Here is a 20391-nt window from a genome sequence, read left to right as displayed (position 1 = left end):
GCTATATCGCGTTAGCAAACCAGGGTCTTGGGCCGTTTTCAGGCCATGGTTGGGGAATAATGGCGCCTATTTTCAACCAACCCGAGTAGATCATGCCTGCGTTTACCAAAGTCGTTTTGTTCACCGATACCGATGGCCGCGCCCGTTTTCGCGAGGAAACCGTTGCGCTGGACCCCGTCAAGCCCCAGGTGGCCTTGTCGGCCCTGATGCCCTCTGGTGGTATGCAGCTGCGCCACAGCCCGGTGGGTTTTGTCAGCGGAATGCATTGCACCACTGACCCGCAGTGGGTGTTTATTCTGGGTGGCCAGATGGAGATTTTCCTGCAGGACGGCAGCTCGCGCATTTTCAAGGCCGGTGAACACTTTTACTCGGCCGACGTGGTGCCCGAAGGCCAAAGCTTTGACGCCAGCGTGCACGGCCACTGGAGCCGCCAGGTTGGACCTGACGAGCTGGTGACCCTGTTTGTGCGCAGCTAACCAAAGCCATCACACCAGCAGCTGCTGGTGTGGTTGTCAACTACAGATTAAATAGCTATCAGCCCTTATGAATCAAGGGCTGGAGTGCTAAAAGACTGAATAACAAGGGGGCTTCAAGCCCCTTTGTTATGTGGCTCAGCGGCTGCTGGGCCCACGTGAGCCACCACCAGCGGGGCCGCCGGAACGACCGCGGCTGCCGGAGCGGTTGCCACCGCCCGAGCGGCTTGGGCCACTGCCAAAGCCTGCGCCTGCGGGGCCGGCATTGCGGTTGCCGCCACCAAAACCACCGCCACCATTGCGACGCGGGCCGCGGTCAGACATCATGTCAACGCTGGTGCGCATCGGGTCGGGCTGACCACCAGCACCACGTGCGGGTGCCGGGGCTGGGCCACCGTAACCGCCGCCGTTGCCACCACCGTAACCACGCGCCGGGCGTTGACCCGGGCCACGCACCGCTTGTTCAGCGGCGGACAAATGGCTGCGTGGCTCCATGCTGCGGCCACCACCGTCGGCATCAAAGTTGCCGTCGTTGCGCGGGTTGGCAGGGCGGCCTTCACCACCTGCCGGACGGGGACCTCGGCCACCACCACCGCCACCGCTGCGGCCACGGCCTGCACCACCGTTGCCGCCGCCATTGGCAGGGCGGGCGGCGCCTGGGCCCTTGCTTTCGCGCACACGTGTCAGCATCTCGGTGCGGGCGGCCTTGGCGGCAGCCATCATCACGTCACGGCTCGGTGGTTTGCCAGCGCCGCCCCAGATGGTCTGGCGGCCCATGGCGATGGGTTCGGCTTTTTCACCGGGTTCGGGCATGAACTCGGCAATGATTTGCACCGGAATATCCTGTTTGGTGAAGCGTTCAATGGCTTGCATGAAACCTTCTTCGTCCAGGCTCACCAGGCTCACCGCCTGGCCTTCGGCGCCAGCACGGCCAGTGCGGCCAATGCGGTGCACATAGTCTTCGCAGACATTGGGGATGTCGTAGTTCACCACATGCGGCAGGTCGTCGATGTCGATGCCACGGGCGGCAATGTCGGTGGCCACCAGGGCGCGCACGTCACCGCTCTTGAAGTCAGCCAGCGCCTGGGTGCGCGCGGTCTGGCTCTTGTTGCCGTGTAATGCCATGGCATTGATGCCGTTTTTGGTCAAAAACTCAGCCACATTGTTGGCGCCAAACTTGGTGCGGGTGAACACCAGCACCTGGCTCCAGTTGTGTTCTTGCACGATGTGGGCGAGCAAGGCCTTTTTCTTGCCACGACCCACGGGGTGGATCAGCTGGGTGATGCGTTGCACCGTGGTGTTGCGCGGGGTGACTTGCACACTTTGCGGATTTTTCAGCAGGGTGGCGGCGAGTTCACGGATTTCGTCGCTGAAGGTGGCCGAGAACAACAGGCTTTGTTTGTCCTTGGGCACGGCGGCCAGCACTTTTTTCACGTCATGGATGAAGCCCATGTCGAGCATGCGGTCGGCTTCGTCGAGCACCAGGATCTGTACCTGACCCAGGTCGAGCATGCCTTGTTGCATCAGGTCGAGCAGTCGGCCAGGGGTGGCCACCAGCACGTCCACACCTTTTTTCATGCGGCTGATTTGGGGGTTCATGCCGACACCACCAAACACGGCAGCCGAGCTGATCTCCAGGTATTTGCCGTAGGTTTGCACCGATTCTTCGACCTGGGCTGCCAGCTCGCGGGTGGGGGTCAGTACCAGGGCGCGGATGCCGATGCCACCAAACTTGTTGCGAGGGGCTTCCTGTGCGCAGAGTTTGTTGAGCATGGGCAGCACAAAGGCAGCGGTTTTGCCGGTGCCAGTCTGGGCGCCGCCCAACAGGTCGTGGCCGTCAAGCACCAGCGGGATCGCCTGGGCTTGGATCGGCGTGGGGTTTTCATAGCCTTGCTCAAGCACAGCTTTGATGATGGCCGGAGCCAGATTGAGTTCTTCAAATTTCATGGTGAGGTGCACCCCATCCAGGGTGCCAGGACATCAGCCCGTTTTGGCGCGTTGTCGCGACAATTCAGTCAAAGGCAGATGGGATCAAAAACGGAGCCTCACACATGATGAAACTCCCAGCAAGGTGCTGACGTCTCAGGTAACTGAAGTCCTGAAACAGCGGCGATTGTCGCACGACACGGTGACTGCGGCTGCGCTAGCGTCGATAATGGGGCTTTTTCACAGAAGCAACATTTCAAGTCCTATGGCTCAATACGTATTTTCGATGAACCGCGTTGGCAAGATCGTGCCACCCAAGCGGCATATCCTGAAAGACATTTCGCTGAGTTTCTTCCCGGGTGCCAAGATTGGTGTGCTCGGCACCAACGGTTCGGGCAAATCCACTTTGCTGAAGATCATGGCCGGTGTGGACAAGGACATCGAAGGTGAAGCCATTCCGATGGCCGGGCTCAACATCGGTTACCTGCCGCAGGAACCGCAACTGGATCCGGCCCAGACCGTGCGCGAGAGCATCGAGTCGGGCATGGGCAAGGTGTTTGCTGCCAAGGCGCGCCTGGAAGAGGTGTACATCGCCTACGGTGCAGAAGATGCCGACTTTGATGCGCTGGCGGCGGAACAGGCCGAGCTGGAGGCGATCATCGCCACCGCCGGCACCGACTCCGAGCACCAATTGGAAATTGCGGCTGACGCGTTGCGCTTGCCGCCTTGGGATGCGGTGATTGGTGTGCTCTCCGGCGGGGAAAAGCGCCGTGTCGCGCTGTGCCGCCTGCTGCTGAGCCACCCCGACATGTTGTTGCTCGATGAACCCACCAACCACTTGGATGCCGAATCGGTGGATTGGTTGGAGCAGTTTTTGCAGCGTTACAGCGGCACCGTGGTGGCGATCACCCATGACCGCTACTTCTTGGACAACGCGGCCGAGTGGATTCTGGAACTCGACCGGGGTGCTGGTATTCCCTACAAGGGCAATTACAGCTCCTGGATGGAGCAAAAGCAGGCACGCTTGGAGCAGGAGCAAAAGGGTGAAGAGTCGCGCGCCAAGACCCTCAAGAAGGAGTTGGAGTGGTCGCGTCAGAACCCCAAGGCACGTCAGGCCAAGAGCAAGGCCCGTCTGGCCCGTTTTGAAGAGCTGTCTGACTTTGAATACCAGAAGCGTAACGAAACCAATGAAATCTTTATCCCGGTGGCGGACCGCTTGGGCAATGAGGTCATTGAGTTCACCAACGTCAGCAAGTCCTTTGGTGACCGTCTGCTGATTGACAACCTGAGCTTCAAGGTGCCTGCGGGCGCCATTGTGGGCATCATCGGCCCCAACGGCGCCGGTAAGTCCACCTTGTTCCGCATGATCTCCGGCCAGCAGCAGCCCGACAGCGGCACGGTCAAGATTGGTCAAACCGTCAAGATGGCCTTTGTGGACCAAAACCGTGACGATCTGGCCAACGAAAAAACCGTTTGGGAGGATGTGTCGGGCGGGCTCGATATGCTCAACATCGGCAAGTTCACCATGGCCAGCCGGGCCTACTGTGGCCGTTTCAACTTCAATGGTGCGGACCAGCAAAAACGTGTCGGTTTGTTGTCAGGTGGTGAGCGCGGTCGCTTGCATCTGGCCAAGACGCTGATTGCGGGCGGCAATGTGCTGATGCTCGATGAACCCTCCAACGATCTGGACGTGGAAACCTTGCGTGCGCTGGAAGACGCTTTGCTGGAGTTTGCGGGGTCCATCATGGTCATCAGCCATGACCGCTGGTTCCTTGACCGGATTGCCACCCACATCCTGGCCTGTGAGGGCGACAGCCAGTGGACCTTCTACAACGGCAACTACCACGACTACGAAGAGGATAAGAAAAAACGTCTGGGTGAAGAGGGTGCCAAACCCAAACGCATGCGTTTCAAGGCGCTGAAGTAGGCTCTCCACGAGGATCAATCACCATGTCGACCGCTGATTCGTCCATTCCTGGATTGTCCATTTACCAGAGCCTGTTGGAGTCGGCGGCGCGGACGAGTGCAAGCATGTTGTCGCAGGTGTTGGGCATGGCCCGCAAAACCCTGCGCACCGAGGTGTCCACGGCTCGGGGTTTTCTGGAGCGAGACCAGCTGGAGCTCAGTGTCAAGTTGATGGAGTCACACACACTTAGTCTGTGTGAGCGTTTTCCGGCCATTTTGCTGGCGGTCTTCCGCAGCCATGGTGACACGCAGGCCAAATCCGGCGTCTTGGGTGAGCAAGCCTTGCGCTTGGATCAGCTTGAACTGATGGATGAGAGCCAGGTTCAGGAGCGCGTGGAACTGGCTCGCATGTTGCAGCATGTGTTGTTGGATGCCGGGCTGGCCTTGCCCGAATTCAACAGTTTTGTGTGTGCTTTGGTGGGCTTGGATCGGGTCTCCCCCGAACACAATCCGCTGCGCCCCGACTCATATGTCAAGGCCTTGCAACAGCTCATGAACGAGATGCGGGTGCCGACACAGGTGCGTGCCATCTGGTTGCGTCACCTGTCAGCCCCGCTGGGTAGTGCGTTGCGTGAGGCGTATCTGCAATGGTCAGAACAGCTTCGAAGCCAGGACGTGCGGCGGGTGGGCTTCACCGTGATTCGCACCCCCGAGGTGGTGACCGAGGTGGTGGATCATGGTCGTTCGGGTCGTGCCGAACGGGCGGTGTGGACCCCTGAATACCGGCAAACGGTGCTGACGCTGGACAAGTTGCGGCAGTTGATGTCGGGTCACCTTGATGGCCCGCCAGACAGTCCCAAAGAGGCGTTTGCCCAGCAGTTTGCGCGTGAGTTTGAGGGTGGGCAGTCGCCAGAGCATGGTCCTGAAACCGCTTTTCAGGCGACCTTGCCAGCAGCCCTGGATGCCCTGCAGGAGATGCAGCAACTTGACACGGTGGTGCTGCGTATGCAGCAGCGCCCCGCCCCCCCCAAAGGCAGAGCGACTGACACACGACCACCGGGTGCGGTTGTGCGTGAAGAGTTGACGCGCAGTGCCAAGTCGATGAGCCAGGTGCTGAGCCTGGAGGTGGTGTCCCTGATGGCGGAGAACCTGATCAAGGACACCCGCTTGTTGCCCCAGGTGAGGAAAATCATTGAGCGCTTGGAGCCCGCACTGCTGCGGCTGGTGATTGTTGACCCGCGTTTTTTCATTGACAAGGCGCACCCGGCGCGGCTGTTGTTGAACGAAATCTCGCAACGGGGTTTGGCGTTTGGCTCAGAAACTGATCCAGATTTTGAGGCTTTCCTGCTGTCCTTGCAGCGGCATGTCAGCCCCTTGGCGGTGCTCAATATCGAGGGGGTTCAGCCCTTTGAGGCAGCGCTCAAGCAGCTTCAGCAAGAGTGGGACAACCCCGAGGTGCGGGAGACCGTCAATAGCCAGATTCAAAGTGCGGCCGCAGCTTTGGGTTACGCCGAGGAGCGCAATTTGTTGGCTTCCCAGATGGCGAACAACATGATGAAGATGTCGGGTATGTCCCGGGTGCCTGTGGATGTATTGGACTTTTTGTGTGGTCCTTGGTCGCATGTGATGGCAGAGGCGCAACTCAAAGCCGTGCCCGGGACGGACGACCCAGGTGCCTACAAGGCACTGGTTGCAGATCTGTTGTGGAGCGCGCAACCTGATCTGACACGCAAAGATGTTGGTCGTTTGACCAAACTGGTACCCCGGCTGCTGTCGGGCCTGCGCGAAGGCCTGAGCCTGATTGGTTACCCTTCCACCAAAACCAGCGTCTTTTTTGATGTTTTGATGAAGCAGCACCATCAGGCGTTCAGGCCTGCCACGCAGGAGGAGGCGGCTGCACCGGAGGGTCTCGATGCCAGCTTGATGGGCAGCCAGGACCATTGGGTGGCACCTTCCGAGGCCAAGGCATCCGGTTTCATGGATTTTGCGGACGAAGAAGTGGCAGACCAGCCCAAGTCGGCGCCGTTGTCCTTGCCGGCCCAAACCAGCACCGTGCCGTTGGCGGTGGGGGCCTGGATCGAGTTGTACCTCTCGGGTGCCTGGCAGCGCGTGCAGCTGTCTTGGATCAGTCCGCACGGCACCATGTACCTGTTCACCAATGTGGGTGGCAAAACCCAGTCCATGACCCAGCGCTTTTACGAACGCATGCTGGCCGAGGGCAAGCTGCGTGTGGTGTCAGACCAGTCTTCCATGGTGGACGGTGCGCTGGACGCCGTGGTTCGCACGGCGATGCGCAACAGCATCGACGCCGGGTCCTGAAAAAACCAAGCAGCCCCGTCTGGGGCTGCCCGGTCAGCCTGCCAGCGCGGCCTTGACCGCCTGCGACACCAAAGCCATGTCGGCCTTGCCGGCGAGTTGGGTTTTGACGGCTCCCATGACTTTGCCCATGTCACCAGGCCCGGAGGCGCCCAGTGTGCTGACAATCAAGGCCACCGCAGCCGTGATTTCGTCAGCGCCCAGGCGCTGCGGCAAGTAGGCTTCCAGCACCTTGATTTCATCCGCTTCCTTGTCCGCCAGGTCTTGCCGTTCGGCCTGAACATAAGCGGCCACTGAGTCTTTGCGCTGCTTGATCAGCTTGTCCACAATGCCGACCAAGGTCACATCGTCGACCACCACACGCTCATCGACCTCTTTTTGTTTGACGGCCGCCAGCAACAGGCGGATGGTGCCCAGCCGGACGCTGTCTTTGGCACGCATGGCGGTTTTCATGTCTTCGGTGATCTGGTCTTTGAGGGACATGGTGGTGACTCCTGGTCAATTGTTGGGATGAAAGGTCTGGATACGCCAGAACGAAAAAAGCCCGCCTGGGCGTCCCCGGCGAGCTTGTCTGCAGGCTTGGTAGCCCGGCTGAGTCAGCAGAATCAGTACAGCTTCTTGGGCAACTGCATGGCGCGGATGCGCTTGTAGTTGCGCTTGACTGCAGCAGCCTTCTTGCGTTTGCGCTCAGCGGTGGGCTTTTCATAAAACTCGCGTGCACGCAAGTCAGTCAGGAGGCCCAGTTTTTCAATGGTGCGCTTGAAGCGGCGCAGAGCGACGTCAAAAGGCTCGTTTTCTTTAACACGAATGGTTGTCATGGAGTCAAGTAATCCAAAAGGTGCAGACTTCAAAGTTTGGAAGATCGGGCCAAAAATTGATCTTGCGAATTTCTCCGCTTAAAAGTTGATCAGGCAGCGGAGTTTTGCCAGCAAAGCCAAGCATTATAGCGGTGTCTTTGGGGCTGGCAAGTGATTGTCGTGGTGTCTCTGCGACATCGGTTCAAATACCTCTTTTTGTGAAGGACATGGAAGATGAAAGCGATCTGGAACGGTGCAGTGATTGCACAGAGCGACGATACCGTCATGGTGGAGGGCAACCACTATTTCCCGGCGAGTTCACTCAACCGGGAGTTTGTGCACTTCAGCAACCACAAAAGCTCCTGCGCCTGGAAAGGGCAGGCCAGTTATTACTCGCTGATGGTCAACGGTGAGATGAATCCGGATGCGGTCTGGTACTACCCCGACCCCAAACCAGAGGCTGACCAGGTGCGTGACCGGGTCGCCTTCTGGAAAGGTGTGAAGATCACCGATTAGCGTCGGCGATGCACTTCAGAGGCCTGTGTTTCAGGGGGCCTTGCCAGGCTCGATGCTCAGCTCCGGATTGGCGCCCCCAAGGCTTTTGAACAGGGTGACCTGGTTCTGCAAATACGCCAGGCGCGTTTGCACCAGAGACTGCTGGGTGGTGAACAGAGAGCGCTGGGCATCGAGCCAGTCGAGTTGGCTGGCCGCGCCATTGTCAAAACGCAGTTTGGTCAGACGGGTGCGTTCACTCTCTGCTTTCAGCAACGCCTCACTCGACTGGAGCTGTTGCGCCAGGGTGTCCTGGCCAGCCAGGGCATCGGCCACCTCGCGAAACGCGCTCTGGATGGTTTTTTCGTATTGCGCCACCGCGATGTCGCGTGTCGCCTGCGCGATGTCCAAATTGGCCTGGTTGGCGCCCGCGTTGAAGATGGGCAACACCAGACTGGGCGCCATGGTCCAGCCCCAGGAGCCACTCTTGAACAAACCCGAGAGTTCGCTGCTGGCCGACCCGGCGCCAGCGGTGAGTGTGATGCGCGGGAAGAACGCGGCGCGCGCTGCACCAATGTTGGCGTTGCTGGCCAGCAAGCTTTGTTCGGCCTGTCGGATATCGGGGCGATAGGTCAGCAGGTCAGATGGCAGCCCGGCGGGCAGGTTGGGGAACTGTTGGCTGTCGAGTTGGCCTTGGGCCAGCTGGTTGCGGGCGGCCTCAGGCAGGCTTTGGCCCAGCAGCAGGGTCAGCGCATTTTCGTCCTGTGCGCGTTTTTGCAGCTGTTGTGCCAGGGTGACACGGGCACTTTCCAGCAGCGATTGCGCCAGCCGCCATTCCAGGTCAGACGCCGCACCGTGGCTGCGTTTGAGTTCGGTGAGTTTCAGAGACTCTTCTCGCGTGGCGAGGGTCTGGCGCGAGGTGCGCAGCAAATCTTCGTCAGCCAACAGGCTCAGCCAGCTTTGCGCCACACTGGCCATCAGGCTGATCTGCACCGTTTTGGTGGCCTCGGAGGTGGCCAGATACTGGGCCAGGGCCTGTTCCTTGAGGCTGGCGACCCGGCCAAAAAAGTCCAGTTCGTATGCGGTGAAGGTCAAGCCACCGGTGTAGCTGCTGGTGATGCCGCCGCTGCTGTTGGGCACCCGCGAGCCGCTCAGTGTGGCGTTGACGGCCGGAAACTGGTCGGCACGGCGCAGGCCCAGCTGGGCGCGGGCTTGTTCGATGTTGAGCACCGACACCCGCAGATCACGGTTGTTGGCCAGTGCGGTGTGGATCAGCTGCTGCACCGTTATATCGGTATAAAACTCCTCCCAGCCCTTATTCCATAAGGGGCTGGTGCTTTGTTTTTCAGATCTGGCCGTGGCCGCAGCTGCCGTGGGCCACTGGGTGGCGATGGGTGCTGCAGGCCGCTCGTAGGTGGGGATCAGCGAGCAGGCTGACAACACACTGGCACAGGCCACCGAGATCACAGTTAATTTATTCATGCGAATGCACTCCCATGTGCGCGGCCTGTTCGGCATGCACCTGCTGCTGGCGTTCGCTGTCCTTGAACAGCGAGCGCACCACCACAAAAAAGATTGGAACAAACACCACCGCCAAGGCTGTGCCGGTCAGGATGCCGCCGATCACGCCGGTACCAATGGCGCGCTGGCTGGCTGAGCCCGCGCCACTGGAGATCGCCAGTGGCAACACCCCCAGCGTGAACGCCATCGAGGTCATCACAATCGGGCGAAACCGCAGGTGGGCCGCTTCCAAGGCGGCTGCAATCACGGATTTGCCCTGCGCCTGCAGGTCCTTGGCAAACTCGATGATCAGAATCGCGTTCTTGGCCGACAAACCGATGATGGTGATCAGACCGACCTGGAAGTACACGTCATTGGCATAACTGCGCAGCAGGGTGGCCACGATCACCCCAAGCACACCGAGCGGCACCACCAGGATGACGGACATGGGAATGCTCCAGCTTTCATACAGCGCGGCCAGGCACAAGAACACTGCCAGAATGGCAAAGGCGTAGAGGATCATGGCTTGTGAGCCGGCCAGTTTTTCCTCGCGTGAGGTACCGGTCCATTCAAAGCCAAAACCGGCTGGCAATTTGGCTGCAAGCTGCTCCATCTCGTTCAATGCGGCACCCGTGCTGTAGCCCGGTGCGGCACTGCCGCTGATGCGCATGGCCGGGTACCCGTTGTAGCGCACCGTCTGCATCGCGCCCTTCACCCAGCGGGTGCTGGCGAAAGCGGACAGTGGCACGGTCTGGCCCTTGTTGTTGGTGACATTGAGTTTGAGCAGGTCTTCGGGTTGCATGCGTGCCATGGCATCAGCCTGCACCACCACCCGCTGCAGCCGACCGCTGTTGGGGAAGTCGTTGATATAGGCGGAGCCCAGCGCGGTGGAAATCAGGCTGTTGATGGCATCAAAACCAACCCCCAAGGCATTGGCCTTGTCGCGGTCAATGTCGACCTGCAGCTGGGGCGCGTCTTCCAGACCATCCGGGCGAACCTGGGTCAGCACCTTGCTTTGGGCCGCCATGCCCAGCAATTGGTTGCGCGCTGCCAGCAGGGCCTCATGACCCTGGCTACCGCGATCCTGCAGCCGGAAGCTGAAACCCGAGGAGGATCCCAGTTCGGGAATAGGCGGCGGGCTCAAGGGGAAGATGAAGGCGTCGCGGATGCCTGACAGGGCGCCAAAAGCGCGACCGGCCAGCGCCTCGGCGGAGCTGCCCGGGCCTTTGCGCTCGGCCCAGTCTTTCAGGGTGACAAAAGCCAGCGCGGCGTTTTGTCCTTGCCCCGAGAAGCTGAAACCCAGCACACCCACCATGCTTTTGACCTCAGGCTGCTCCAGGATGAATCCTTCCACCTGCTGCATCACAGCCAGGGTACGCTCCTGGGTGGCGCCAGGTGGCAGTTGCACGTTGATCAGCATACTGCCCTGGTCTTCGCTGGGCAGGAAGGAGGTTGGCAAACGGGTATACATCACCGCCGCTGCGGCCAGAATTGCCAGATAAATCACCAGGTAACGCGCAGCACGTGGCAGGGTCTTGGCGACCCCGCGTTCATAGCCTTTGGCGGTGCTGGCAAAACCACGGTTGAACCAGCCAAAAAAGCCGCTCTTGGCGTGGTGGTGTCCGGCTTCCACCGGCTTGAGCAAGGTGGCACACAAGGCCGGGGTCAAGGACAGCGCCAGGAAGGACGAGAACGCAATCGACACCCCCATCACCGCCGAGAACTGGCGGTAGATGTTGCCAATCGACCCGCTGAAGAATGCCAGTGGCACAAACACCGAGATCAGCACCACGGTCACGCCAATGATGGCGCCCTGGATCTGGCCCATCGCCTTGCGGGTGGCCAGCAAGGGGGACAAGCCTTCCTCACTCATGATGCGTTCGACGTTCTCCACCACCACGATGGCGTCATCCACCAGGATACCAATCACCAGCACCATGGCGAACATGGTCAGCACGTTGATCGAGAAACCCATGGCCAACATCGTGGCAAAGGTGCCCAACAGTGCCACCGGCACCACCAGGGTTGGAATCAGGGTGTAGCGCCAGTCCTGCAGGAACAAGAACATCACCAGGAACACCAGCACAATTGCTTCCACCAGGGTCTCGGCCACCTGGGCCAGCGAGGTCTGAATGAACAGCGAGCTGTCGTAAGGAATCGACCAACTCATGCCCTTGGGGAAAAAGGTCTCCAACTGATGCATGCGGGCGCGCACCGCTTTGGCCGTGGCCAGGGCGTTGCCGCTCGGGGAGAGTTGCACACCAATGCCGATGGCAGGTTTGCCGTTGAGACGGGCCGAGGTGGCGTAAGACTGGCCGCCCAATTCGATGCGGGCCACGTCCTTGAGGCGCACCGTGGAGCCATCGGTGTTGGCGCGCAGCACGATGTTGCCAAACTGTGTTGCGTTGGTGAGTTGGCCACTGACAAGTACGGTGGCCGCAATGCCTTGGCCTGCCACGTTGGGCAAGCTGCCGATTTCACCGGCGGAGACCTGGGCGTTTTGCGCCTTGATCGCGGCGTTGACTTCAGCCGCAGACAGTTTGAAACCCACCAGTTTGGCCGGGTCGATCCACACCCGCATGGCACGCTCGGTACCAAACAGTTGGGCCTGGCCCACCCCTGGCAGACGCTGGATTTCGGGCACGATCGAGCGCGAGGCGTAGTCACCCAACGCCACCGGATCGAGTGCCGCGTCGTCCGAGGTCAGCATGGTGAACAACAGGAAGTTGTTGCGTGACTTGTCAACGCGAACACCTTGCTGGGTCACCGCAGAAGGCAGGCGAGGTGTGGCGCGCGAGAGCCGGTTTTGCACATCCACCTGGGCCAAATCGGGGTTGGTGGATGGTTCAAAACTCAGCGTGATGGTGCCGGTACCGTTGGCCTGTGCGGTGGACTCCATGTAGATCAGGCCGGGCGAGCCGTTCATCTCCTGTTCGACGATGGACAACACACTGTCTTCCATCGTTTGCGCCGAGGCGCCAGGGTAAGTGGCCGAGATCACGATCGACGGTGGCGCCACCGGCGGGTACTGGGCAATCGGCAACTGGGTGATGGACACCACGCCCATCACCATGATGAACAGGGCGATCACCCAGGCAAAGATCGGGCGGTCAATGAAAAATTTGGACATGGAAGGCGCTCCTTATTTCGCAGCGCCTGAGGCAGCATCAGCGGGGGCTGATGCGGCTTTTTCTGCTGAAGCTGCTGCCGCTGGCTGGCCGGCACCCGGCTTGCCCGCTGCGGGTGCACCGGCTTGCCATGGCACTGGCTTGACCGGACCACCCCGTAATTTCTGGAAGCCGTCAACCATCACCTGCTCACCGGCCTGCAAACCACTCAATACCACCCACTGGCCGTTTTGCTGGCCACCAATCTTGATGGTGCGTGGTGCGGCTTTGCCCTGGGCGTCCACCACCATCACGGTGTCACCTTGTGGGGAGCGGGTCACGGCTTGCTGGGGCAGGGTGATGGCATTGCCAGCCTGGGCTTGTTCGAGCCGGACACGCACAAACAGGCCGGGCAACAGTGCGCCTTGTGGGTTGGGCACTTCGGCGCGCAGGGTGATCTGGCCACTGGTGGTGTCCACCGTCAGGTCAGAGAACAGCAGCTTGCCTGTCAGCGGGTAGTCGGTGCCGTCTTCGAGCACCACCCGGATGCTGGCCGCCTGTTTGCCAGCGCGTTTGAGTTGTCCGCTGTCCATGGCACGGCGCAGGGCCATGACCTCAGCCGCCGACTGCGTGAAATTCACATACATCGGGTTGATCTGTTGCACCACCGCCAGTTCGGTCGCTTCACCCTGGCCGACCAAGGCACCCTCGGTCACCAAGGCTCGGCCAATGCGGCCAGAAATGGGGGAGGTGACATTGGCGTAACCCACATTGATGCGGGCGGTTTGTACCGCCGCCTTGGCCACAGCCACGTCCGCGTCGGCCTGCTTTTGGGACGCCTGGGCGTTGATGAATTCCTGCTGGCTGATGGCCTTGGCTTCAATCAGAGGTTTGTAACGTTCTGCGAGGGCGCTGGCTTGGACCTGGTTGGCTTCGGCCTTGGCCACGTTGGCCAACGCACTGGACAGGGTAGCCTCATAGGGGCTGGCATCAATCTGGAACAGGGGCTGACCCGCCTTGACGTCGCTGCCTTCGGTGAACAGGCGCTTTTGCAAGATGCCTGCCGCACGGGCACGCACCTGGGCCACACGCGAGGCCTCCAGCCGACCTGGCAGTTCGGTGGTCAGGCCCACGTCACCCGGTGCCACGGTGATGACACCCACTTCAGCCGGGGGCATGCCACCACCGGGACCACCGGCTGCGTCAGGTTTGCCCTGGCCACATGCCGACAACAAAAGCAAGGCACTGACAGCCAGGGCGCTGCCAGCGGTCCGGGTGAATCCGGGGGTGCGAGATCGCTGGCCAGGCAGGGGGTGGAATGGGGGAAGGACAGGGTGCATGGTGCGGGTCCAAAATGTAAGGGTTAACCCTAGGATTCGGGTGGGAGGTTTGATTTTTTCAGAATTATACATACAATGATGAATGTAAATAAATCCCCCCTTTGAAAGCTCATCACCATGGCTCGCAGGACCAAAGAAGACGCGCAAGCGACGCGTACTCAACTGATGGACGTTGCGTTGCATCTGTTTGCCAAACAAGGTGTGTCGCGCACCTCCTTACAAGATATTGCCCTCGCCGCAGGTGCGACCCGAGGCGCCATCTACTGGCACTTCAAAAACAAGGCGGATCTGTTCAATGCCCTGATGGAGAGCGCCACCTTGCCGATGGAGCGGACCATGCAACAGATCAGTGACGATCGGACCCAGGACCCCCTGCTGGAGCTGGAACGCGCCATCCTGTTGCCGATGCAGACCATCGTGGACGATGAGCGGGTACGCGCCGTCTTTGAGATCGCCACGATGAAGGTGGAGTATGTTGAGGAGTTGCTGGCCGTCAAGCAGCGGCATGTGCAGTGTTACAGCGACAACACGCGTGAGTTGCAGCGCCGATTGCAGGAGGTCGCCACACATCGTTCGGTGTGCTTGCCGATGTCGCCATTGGTGGCCGCCCAGGGGCTGCATTCCCTGATGGCAGGCTTGATCCAAACTTGGATGCTGGCGCCCAGCACCTTCGACTTGGTTGAGGTCGCGCGAGCGGCGGTGTCGGTCTACCTTACCGGGCTCGGGCTGCCCTTGCCTGGGCCTGCGCCAGAGACCATCGCCTAAACTCGTGGGTTATGGTGAAACAGTGTTGTGTTCTGGGGATCGAGTCCTCGTGTGATGAAACGGGCGTGGCCCTGGTCGACATGCCCGCGCAGGGCTTGCCGGTTTTGCTGGCGCATGCCTTGTACAGCCAGATTGAGATGCACCAGGCCTACGGCGGTGTGGTGCCCGAGCTGGCCAGCCGTGACCACATCCGCCGTGTGTTACCGCTGACCCAGCAGGTGCTGCAGGACTCGGGCCGTACGTTGGTCGATGTCGATGTGGTGGCGTTCACGCGGGGGCCCGGCTTGGCTGGTGCCTTGCTGGTGGGCGCCGGTGTGGCCTGTGCGCTGGCTGCTGCCTTGGGCAAACCGGTGCTGGGGGTGCACCATTTGGAAGGGCATTTGTTGTCACCGTTTCTGAGTATCGATCCGCCCGAGTTCCCGTTTGTTGCGTTGCTGGTGTCTGGTGGACACAGCCAGTTGATGCGGGTGGATGGGGTCGGCTCGTACCAGATTCTGGGTGAGACGATTGACGACGCCGCGGGCGAGGCCTTTGACAAATCCGCCAAGCTGTTGGGCCTGGATTACCCGGGTGGGCAGGCGCTGTCCAAGCTGGCCGAGTCGGGCAACCCCAAAGCCTACAAATTGCCACGCCCCTTGTTGCACAGCGGTGATCTGGACTTTTCTTTTGCTGGGCTCAAGACCGCAGTGATGGTGCAGACCGGTAAATGTGCCCATGCCCATGGTTGCGCGGTGGCGGATTTACCGGTGGCCGTGCTGGCAGATCTGGCCGCCTCCACCCAGGCCGCGATTGTGGAGGTGCTGGTCAAGAAATCACTCACCGCTTTGAAACAAACCGGGCTCAAACGCCTGGTGGTGGCTGGTGGTGTGGGCGCCAACCGGGAGTTGCGCCAGCAGCTCAATGCCGAATGTGCCCGGCTCAAGACACGGGTGCACTACCCCGAGTTGCACCTGTGCACCGACAACGGCGCCATGATTGCGATGGCGGCAGCGATGCGACTGCAGTCCGGCCAGCAAAGCGCCGTCAACAACTACGCTTTTGACGTCAAACCACGCTGGCCTCTGGATGCCATTGGCGGTTGAGGTTTATATAAGAAATAAGCCTCTAGCCCTTTTGCAATAAGGGCATATAGCTATCGAAATTGATCGCTATTGAAGTCTGCGGTCGTCAGGCCAAACCTTGACATCGCCGGTTTGGCCTGATCCGCAGGTGGCTCAGTGGATCACCAACTCGGTGACCCGGTTCACCGGCGCCACCTTGGCCAGCTTCAGCGTCAACACGCCGTTTTCCAGCTTGGCGGCACTTTGGCCCGCGTCGATGTCTTGTGGCAACTCGCAGGCAAAGTGGTAGCTGCGCGGTGCACCTTCGGCGCTGGACAGGCGCACCACATTGCCTTCGATGCCCACCACCAATTGCTCGCGGCTGACGCCGGGAACGTCGAACGAGAGGGTGAAGGATTGCTCGTCCTGCTCGACCGCACTGGGGCGCTGGCTGCGGCTGGTCTGGTTCGGCTCAACGAGCCCGACTGGCGGGCGGGCGGCGACATACAGTTGGCGGCGGAAACCGGCGGGGGTGGCGGGTGTAAAGAACATGGGGTGACTCCTTGTAAACTGCGCGGCCTTCAGCACAAGAACGCCGCAAGACCCCTATCTGTGCACGTGCACGCTTCTTTCAAGAGAAATTTCCCCATGTTTATTGTTCTCACACGCGCCTTGAAATCCCTGGTCCTGGCCCTATGTCTGCCGGTTCTGGCCATGGCCCAGCCAACTCCGGCGCCGATCAAAATTGCCATGATCGAGGCGCTGAGTGGCCCGTTCGCCAACACCGGTGAGTCGGTCTACCGCAACCTGGCCTGGGCGGTGGAGCGGGTGAATGCGGCGGGGGGTGTCAAGCTGGGTGACAAGGCCAAGGGTGTACCGCTGCAAATCGACCGTTTTGACAGCAAGGGTCAGACTGAAGACGCGTTGACCGCGCTCAAGGCTGCCATTGACCAGGGGGCCCGGGTGGTGACCCAGGGCAATTCCTCGGCGGTGGCGGCGGCGCTGATGGATGCGATCAACAAACACAACGAGCGCGAACCGGGCAAGCGGGTGATCTTCCTGAATTACTCGGCGGTGGACCCGATCCTGACCAACGAGAAATGCAGTTTCTGGCATTTTCGTTTTGATGCCCACGCCGACATGCGCATGAACGCGCTGATGTCGGTGATCAAGGACGATGCCGCGCTCAAAAGTGTCTACATCATCGGCCAGGACTACAGCTTTGGCCAGGCGGTGGCGCGTGAAGCACGCCGTCAGTTGACGCAGATGCGCCCCGATGTGCGCATTGTGGGAGACGAGTTACATGCCATCGGGCGCGTCAAGGACTTCATTCCCTATCTCACCAAAATCAAGGCCAGCGGCGCACAGGCAGTGATCACCGGCAACTGGGGCAATGACCTGACGCTGCTGGTCAAGGCCGCCAAAGACGTGGGTTATGACGGTCGCTTCTACACGTTCTACGGCAATGCGCTGGGTGCGCCAGCCGCGATGGGTGAGGCTGGCATCGGCAAGGTGATTGCTGTGGCCGACTGGTTGCCCAATGTGCCCACGCCCCAGAGCGAGGCCTTCTACCAAGCCTTCCGCCAGCGTTTCCCCAATCCCGCAGACGACTATGTGCACATGCGCATGCAACTCATGGTGCAGGCGCTGGTGCAGGCGCTGCAAGCCGCAGGCACGACGGATGCGGTGGCTGTGGCGACGCAGCTGGAAAAAGCCCGGGTCACTTTGTATGCCCAAAGTGGAGCGATGCGGGCGAGTGATCATCAATTTCAGCAATCATTGGTGGTGGGGCTGATGGAGCGCAAGGGCGCTCCCGGTGTCAAATTTGATGTGGAAGGCTCGGGTTACGGCTTTCGCGTGATCAAGACGCTGAGTGCGGCTGAGGCCGAGCAGGCCACCACCTGCCACATGGTGCGCCCCTGAGCGGTGGCCGTGTGACAAAGCGGCCGCGTAGACCGCTTCTGGGCGCAGCTGGTGCATCCAGACCGGGCAGGTTATACTCCAAGGCTCTGCACGCGTTGCAGTTCTCGCACGTCAGGGGCAGTTCCAGCGCCTGACGCAAGTTGTTTACTCTCAGGAAAAAGCATGATCGCATCCGAAATCAAAGCCGCTGTTGTCAAAGACAACGCACGTTCCGCCGGTGATACCGGTAGCCCCGAAGTTCAGGTCGCCCTGCTCACAGCGCGCATCAACGAACTGACCCCCCACTTCAAGCTGCATGCCAAAGACCACCATGGTCGCCGTGGTCTGCTGCGTATGGTGAGCCGTCGCCGCAAGCTGCTGGACTACCTCAAGGCCAAAGATGCTGACCGTTATGTGGCGTTGATCGCCAAGCTGGGTCTGCGCAAATAATTGTCTGACAAGACGATGAAGCGCCTGAGTTAGGTCACTAGCTCAGGCGTTTTTTACTTCGGAGACGGCAAATACACGAGCGAAGCTGTGTCATTCCAAAGCCCGGTCATCTTGTATCGGGGTGGGGTTCTGGAATGGCATCGTGTTCTGTGTGGCAGTTTCCGGGCTATGGCGGGGTGGCCTGCATCCCCCAAATACTCAGGAGATAACAAATGACGATGTTCAAAAAAGTTAGCAAGACTTTCCAATGGGGTCAACACACGGTCACCATGGAAACCGGCGAAATCGCCCGTCAGTCCAGCGGTGCAGTGATGCTCGACATGGACGGCACCGTGGTGCTGGCCACCGTGGTGGCCAAGTCTGAAGGCAAGGCTGGCCAGGACTTTTTCCCCTTGACCGTGGATTACCTCGAAAAGTCCTACGCCGCAGGCCGCATTCCCGGCAGCTTCTTCAAGCGTGAAGGCCGCCCCAGCGAATACGAAACCCTGACCAGTCGCCTGATCGACCGTCCGATTCGCCCGCTGTTCCCCGAAGGTTTCTTCAACGAAGTGCATGTGGTGGTGCACACCCTGTCGCTCAACCCCGAAGTGGATGCCGACATCGCCGCCATGATTGCCGTCAGCGCTGCGCTGTCCATCAGCGGCGTGCCGTTCAGCGGACCGATTGGCGCCGCCCGCGTCGGTTACATCAATGGTGAGTACGTGCTCAACCCGGGCCAAACCCAGCGCAAGAACAGCCAGATGGACCTGGTGGTGGCTGGTACCGAATCGGCCGTGCTGATGGTGGAGTCCGAAGCCGACCAGCTGTCCGAAGACATCATGCTCGGTGCGGTGGTGTTTGGTCACACCCAGGGTGCGATTGCCATCAATGCGATCCACGAACTCGTGCGTGACGCTGGCAAACCGGTGTGGGACTGGAAACCTGCCGCCAAGGACGAAGCGCTGATCGCCAAGATCGACGGCCTGGCCAAAGACAAGCTGGTCGCCGCTTACCAGATCCGCAACAAACAAGCCCGCACCCAAGCCTGCCGTGCTGCCTATGCTGAAGTCATGGCTGCATTGAAGGAAGAAGGCGTGGCGTTTGATAGCGTGGCCATCGAAGGCCTGCTGTTTGAGATCGAAGCCAAGATCGTGCGTGGCCAAATTCTGGCTGGCGAACCCCGTATCGACGGCCGTGACACCCGCACCGTGCGTGCCATCGAAATCCGCAACGGCGTGTTGCCCCGTACCCACGGCTCAGCCCTGTTCACCCGTGGTGAAACCCAGGCGCTGGTGGTGACCACGCTCGGTACCGAGCGTGATGCCCAGCGCGTGGATTCGCTGGCTGGTGACTACGAAGACCGTTTCATGTTGCACTACAACATGCCTCCCTTCGCCACCGGCGAAACCGGTCGTGTTGGTACGCCCAAGCGCCGCGAAATCGGCCACGGCCGTCTGGCCAAACGTGCGCTCGTTGCGGTGTTGCCCAACAAGGAAGACTTCCCCTACACCATGCGTGTCGTGTCTGAAGTGACCGAGTCCAATGGCTCGTCTTCGATGGCGTCGGTGTGCGGCGGCTGCTTGAGCTTGATGGACGCTGGTGTGCCGTTGAAGGCGCATGTGGCCGGTATCGCCATGGGCCTGATCAAGGACGACAACCGTTTTGCGGTGCTGACCGACATCCTGGGCGACGAAGATCACCTGGGCGATATGGACTTCAAGGTGGCCGGTACCACCAACGGCATCACCGCGCTGCAGATGGACATCAAGATCCAAGGTATCACCAAGGAAATCATGCAAGTCGCTTTGGCCCAAGCCAAAGAAGCACGCATGCACATCCTGGGCAAGATGGTCGAAGCCATGGGTGAGGCCAAGACCGAAGTCTCCAACTTCGCACCGCGCCTGTTCACGATGAAGATCAACCCCGAGAAGATCCGTGATGTGATCGGCAAGGGCGGCGCGGTGATCCGTGCGCTGACCGAAGAAACCGGCACCCAGATCAACATCGACGAAGACGGCACCATCACCATTGCGTCCGCAGATCCGGCCAAGGCTGAAGAAGCCAAACGCCGCATCGAGCAGATCACCGCCGAAGTCGAAATCGGCAAGGTCTACGAAGGCCCGGTGGTCAAGATCCTCGACTTCGGTGCATTGATCAACCTCTTGCCTGGCAAGGACGGCTTGTTGCACATCAGCCAGATCGCCCATGAACGTGTCGAGAAGGTCACCGACTATTTGGCAGAAGGCCAGATCGTCAAGGTCAAGGTCATGGAAACCGACGAAAAAGGCCGCATCAAGCTGTCGATGAAAGCCTTGTTGGAGCGTCCTGCCCAAACCGGCGCGGACAACCGGGCCTGAGAGTTATCAAGTTGATAGCTGCTAGCCCTTATTGAATAAGGG

Annotated in this window: 16 protein-coding genes; 9 read left to right on the top strand and 7 right to left on the bottom strand. The window is 60.2% G+C overall.

Annotation, left to right across the window (positions count from 1 at the left end):
- Positions 1–92 precede the first annotated feature (92 nt).
- On the top strand, positions 93–476 hold the full coding sequence (locus RF819_RS04725; RefSeq protein ID WP_078363910.1) for a cupin domain-containing protein: 384 nt from the start codon (positions 93–95) through the stop codon (positions 474–476).
- A gap of 135 nt (positions 477–611) precedes the next feature.
- Here the strand turns inward: RF819_RS04725 and RF819_RS04720 are convergent, their stop codons facing one another.
- A complete protein-coding gene (locus RF819_RS04720; RefSeq protein ID WP_078363909.1) occupies positions 612–2420 on the bottom strand; it encodes a DEAD/DEAH box helicase in 1809 nt (602 codons plus the stop codon).
- A 244-nt stretch (positions 2421–2664) separates the two neighbouring features.
- On the opposite strand from RF819_RS04720, the gene ettA reads away from it, so the two are divergent.
- Entirely contained in the window at positions 2665–4326 is a 1662-nt protein-coding gene (gene ettA / locus RF819_RS04715; RefSeq protein ID WP_078363908.1) for an energy-dependent translational throttle protein EttA, read from the top strand.
- A gap of 23 nt (positions 4327–4349) precedes the next feature.
- Positions 4350–6623 carry a DUF1631 family protein gene (locus RF819_RS04710; RefSeq protein ID WP_078363907.1) on the top strand — a complete coding sequence of 758 codons (2274 nt, stop codon included), beginning with the start codon at positions 4350–4352 and terminating at the stop codon, positions 6621–6623.
- Positions 6624–6656: 33 nt separating this feature from the next.
- Here the strand turns inward: RF819_RS04710 and RF819_RS04705 are convergent, their stop codons facing one another.
- A complete protein-coding gene (locus RF819_RS04705; protein ID WP_078363906.1) occupies positions 6657–7103 on the bottom strand; it encodes a GatB/YqeY domain-containing protein in 447 nt (148 codons plus the stop codon).
- 122 nt (positions 7104–7225) lie between these two features.
- Positions 7226–7438, bottom strand: a complete 213-nt coding sequence (gene rpsU, locus RF819_RS04700) for a 30S ribosomal protein S21 (RefSeq protein ID WP_078363905.1) — start codon at positions 7436–7438, stop codon at positions 7226–7228.
- A gap of 213 nt (positions 7439–7651) precedes the next feature.
- Here rpsU and RF819_RS04695 point away from each other — a divergent pair, with 213 nt between their 5' ends.
- Complete coding sequence (locus RF819_RS04695; RefSeq protein WP_078363904.1) at positions 7652–7933, top strand: DUF427 domain-containing protein; 282 nt, start codon at positions 7652–7654, stop codon at positions 7931–7933.
- A 30-nt stretch (positions 7934–7963) separates the two neighbouring features.
- Here RF819_RS04695 and RF819_RS04690 read toward each other — a convergent pair whose 3' ends face one another.
- Genes RF819_RS04690 through RF819_RS04680 form a run of 3 tightly spaced genes read right to left on the bottom strand, consistent with a single transcriptional unit; the run spans position 7964 to position 13856 of the window.
- On the bottom strand, positions 7964–9391 hold the full coding sequence (locus RF819_RS04690; RefSeq protein WP_078363903.1) for an efflux transporter outer membrane subunit: 1428 nt from the start codon (positions 9389–9391) through the stop codon (positions 7964–7966).
- Positions 9384–12539, bottom strand: coding sequence for an efflux RND transporter permease subunit (locus RF819_RS04685; RefSeq protein WP_078363902.1), 3156 nt, complete (start codon positions 12537–12539; stop codon positions 9384–9386). The genes RF819_RS04690 and RF819_RS04685 overlap by 8 nt, the downstream gene beginning before the upstream one ends.
- Positions 12540–12551: 12 nt before the next feature.
- Positions 12552–13856, bottom strand: a complete 1305-nt coding sequence (locus RF819_RS04680; RefSeq protein WP_078363901.1) for an efflux RND transporter periplasmic adaptor subunit — start codon at positions 13854–13856, stop codon at positions 12552–12554.
- A 117-nt stretch (positions 13857–13973) separates the two neighbouring features.
- Here RF819_RS04680 and RF819_RS04675 point away from each other — a divergent pair, with 117 nt between their 5' ends.
- Together RF819_RS04675 and tsaD are read left to right on the top strand one after the other, a co-directional pair.
- A complete protein-coding gene (locus RF819_RS04675; protein ID WP_078363900.1) occupies positions 13974–14621 on the top strand; it encodes a TetR family transcriptional regulator in 648 nt (215 codons plus the stop codon).
- A gap of 11 nt (positions 14622–14632) precedes the next feature.
- Entirely contained in the window at positions 14633–15703 is a 1071-nt protein-coding gene (tsaD, locus tag RF819_RS04670; protein ID WP_078363899.1) for a tRNA (adenosine(37)-N6)-threonylcarbamoyltransferase complex transferase subunit TsaD, read from the top strand.
- Between the two features lie 132 nt (positions 15704–15835).
- Here tsaD and RF819_RS04665 read toward each other — a convergent pair whose 3' ends face one another.
- Positions 15836–16213, bottom strand: a complete 378-nt coding sequence (locus RF819_RS04665) for an Hsp20/alpha crystallin family protein (protein ID WP_078363898.1) — start codon at positions 16211–16213, stop codon at positions 15836–15838.
- A 96-nt stretch (positions 16214–16309) separates the two neighbouring features.
- Between RF819_RS04665 and RF819_RS04660 the strand changes: the two genes are divergently transcribed.
- The 3 genes from RF819_RS04660 to pnp all read left to right on the top strand — a co-directional run bounded on the left by RF819_RS04660 (position 16310) and on the right by pnp (position 20349).
- The gene (locus RF819_RS04660; RefSeq protein ID WP_078363897.1) at positions 16310–17584 is read left to right on the top strand and encodes a branched-chain amino acid ABC transporter substrate-binding protein; all 1275 of its coding nucleotides are present in this window, start codon (positions 16310–16312) and stop codon (positions 17582–17584) included.
- 162 nt (positions 17585–17746) lie between these two features.
- A complete protein-coding gene (rpsO, locus tag RF819_RS04655; RefSeq protein ID WP_078363896.1) occupies positions 17747–18013 on the top strand; it encodes a 30S ribosomal protein S15 in 267 nt (88 codons plus the stop codon).
- Positions 18014–18225: 212 nt separating this feature from the next.
- Positions 18226–20349 carry a polyribonucleotide nucleotidyltransferase gene (pnp, locus tag RF819_RS04650; protein WP_078363895.1) on the top strand — a complete coding sequence of 708 codons (2124 nt, stop codon included), beginning with the start codon at positions 18226–18228 and terminating at the stop codon, positions 20347–20349.
- The last annotated feature ends 42 nt before the right edge of the window (positions 20350–20391 follow it).

Origin of the sequence: Rhodoferax fermentans, from assembly GCF_002017865.1 — a bacterium.
GTDB classification, from domain to species: Bacteria; Pseudomonadota; Gammaproteobacteria; order Burkholderiales; family Burkholderiaceae_C; genus Rhodoferax; species Rhodoferax fermentans.
This window is presented reverse-complemented; position numbering and strand designations above follow the sequence as displayed.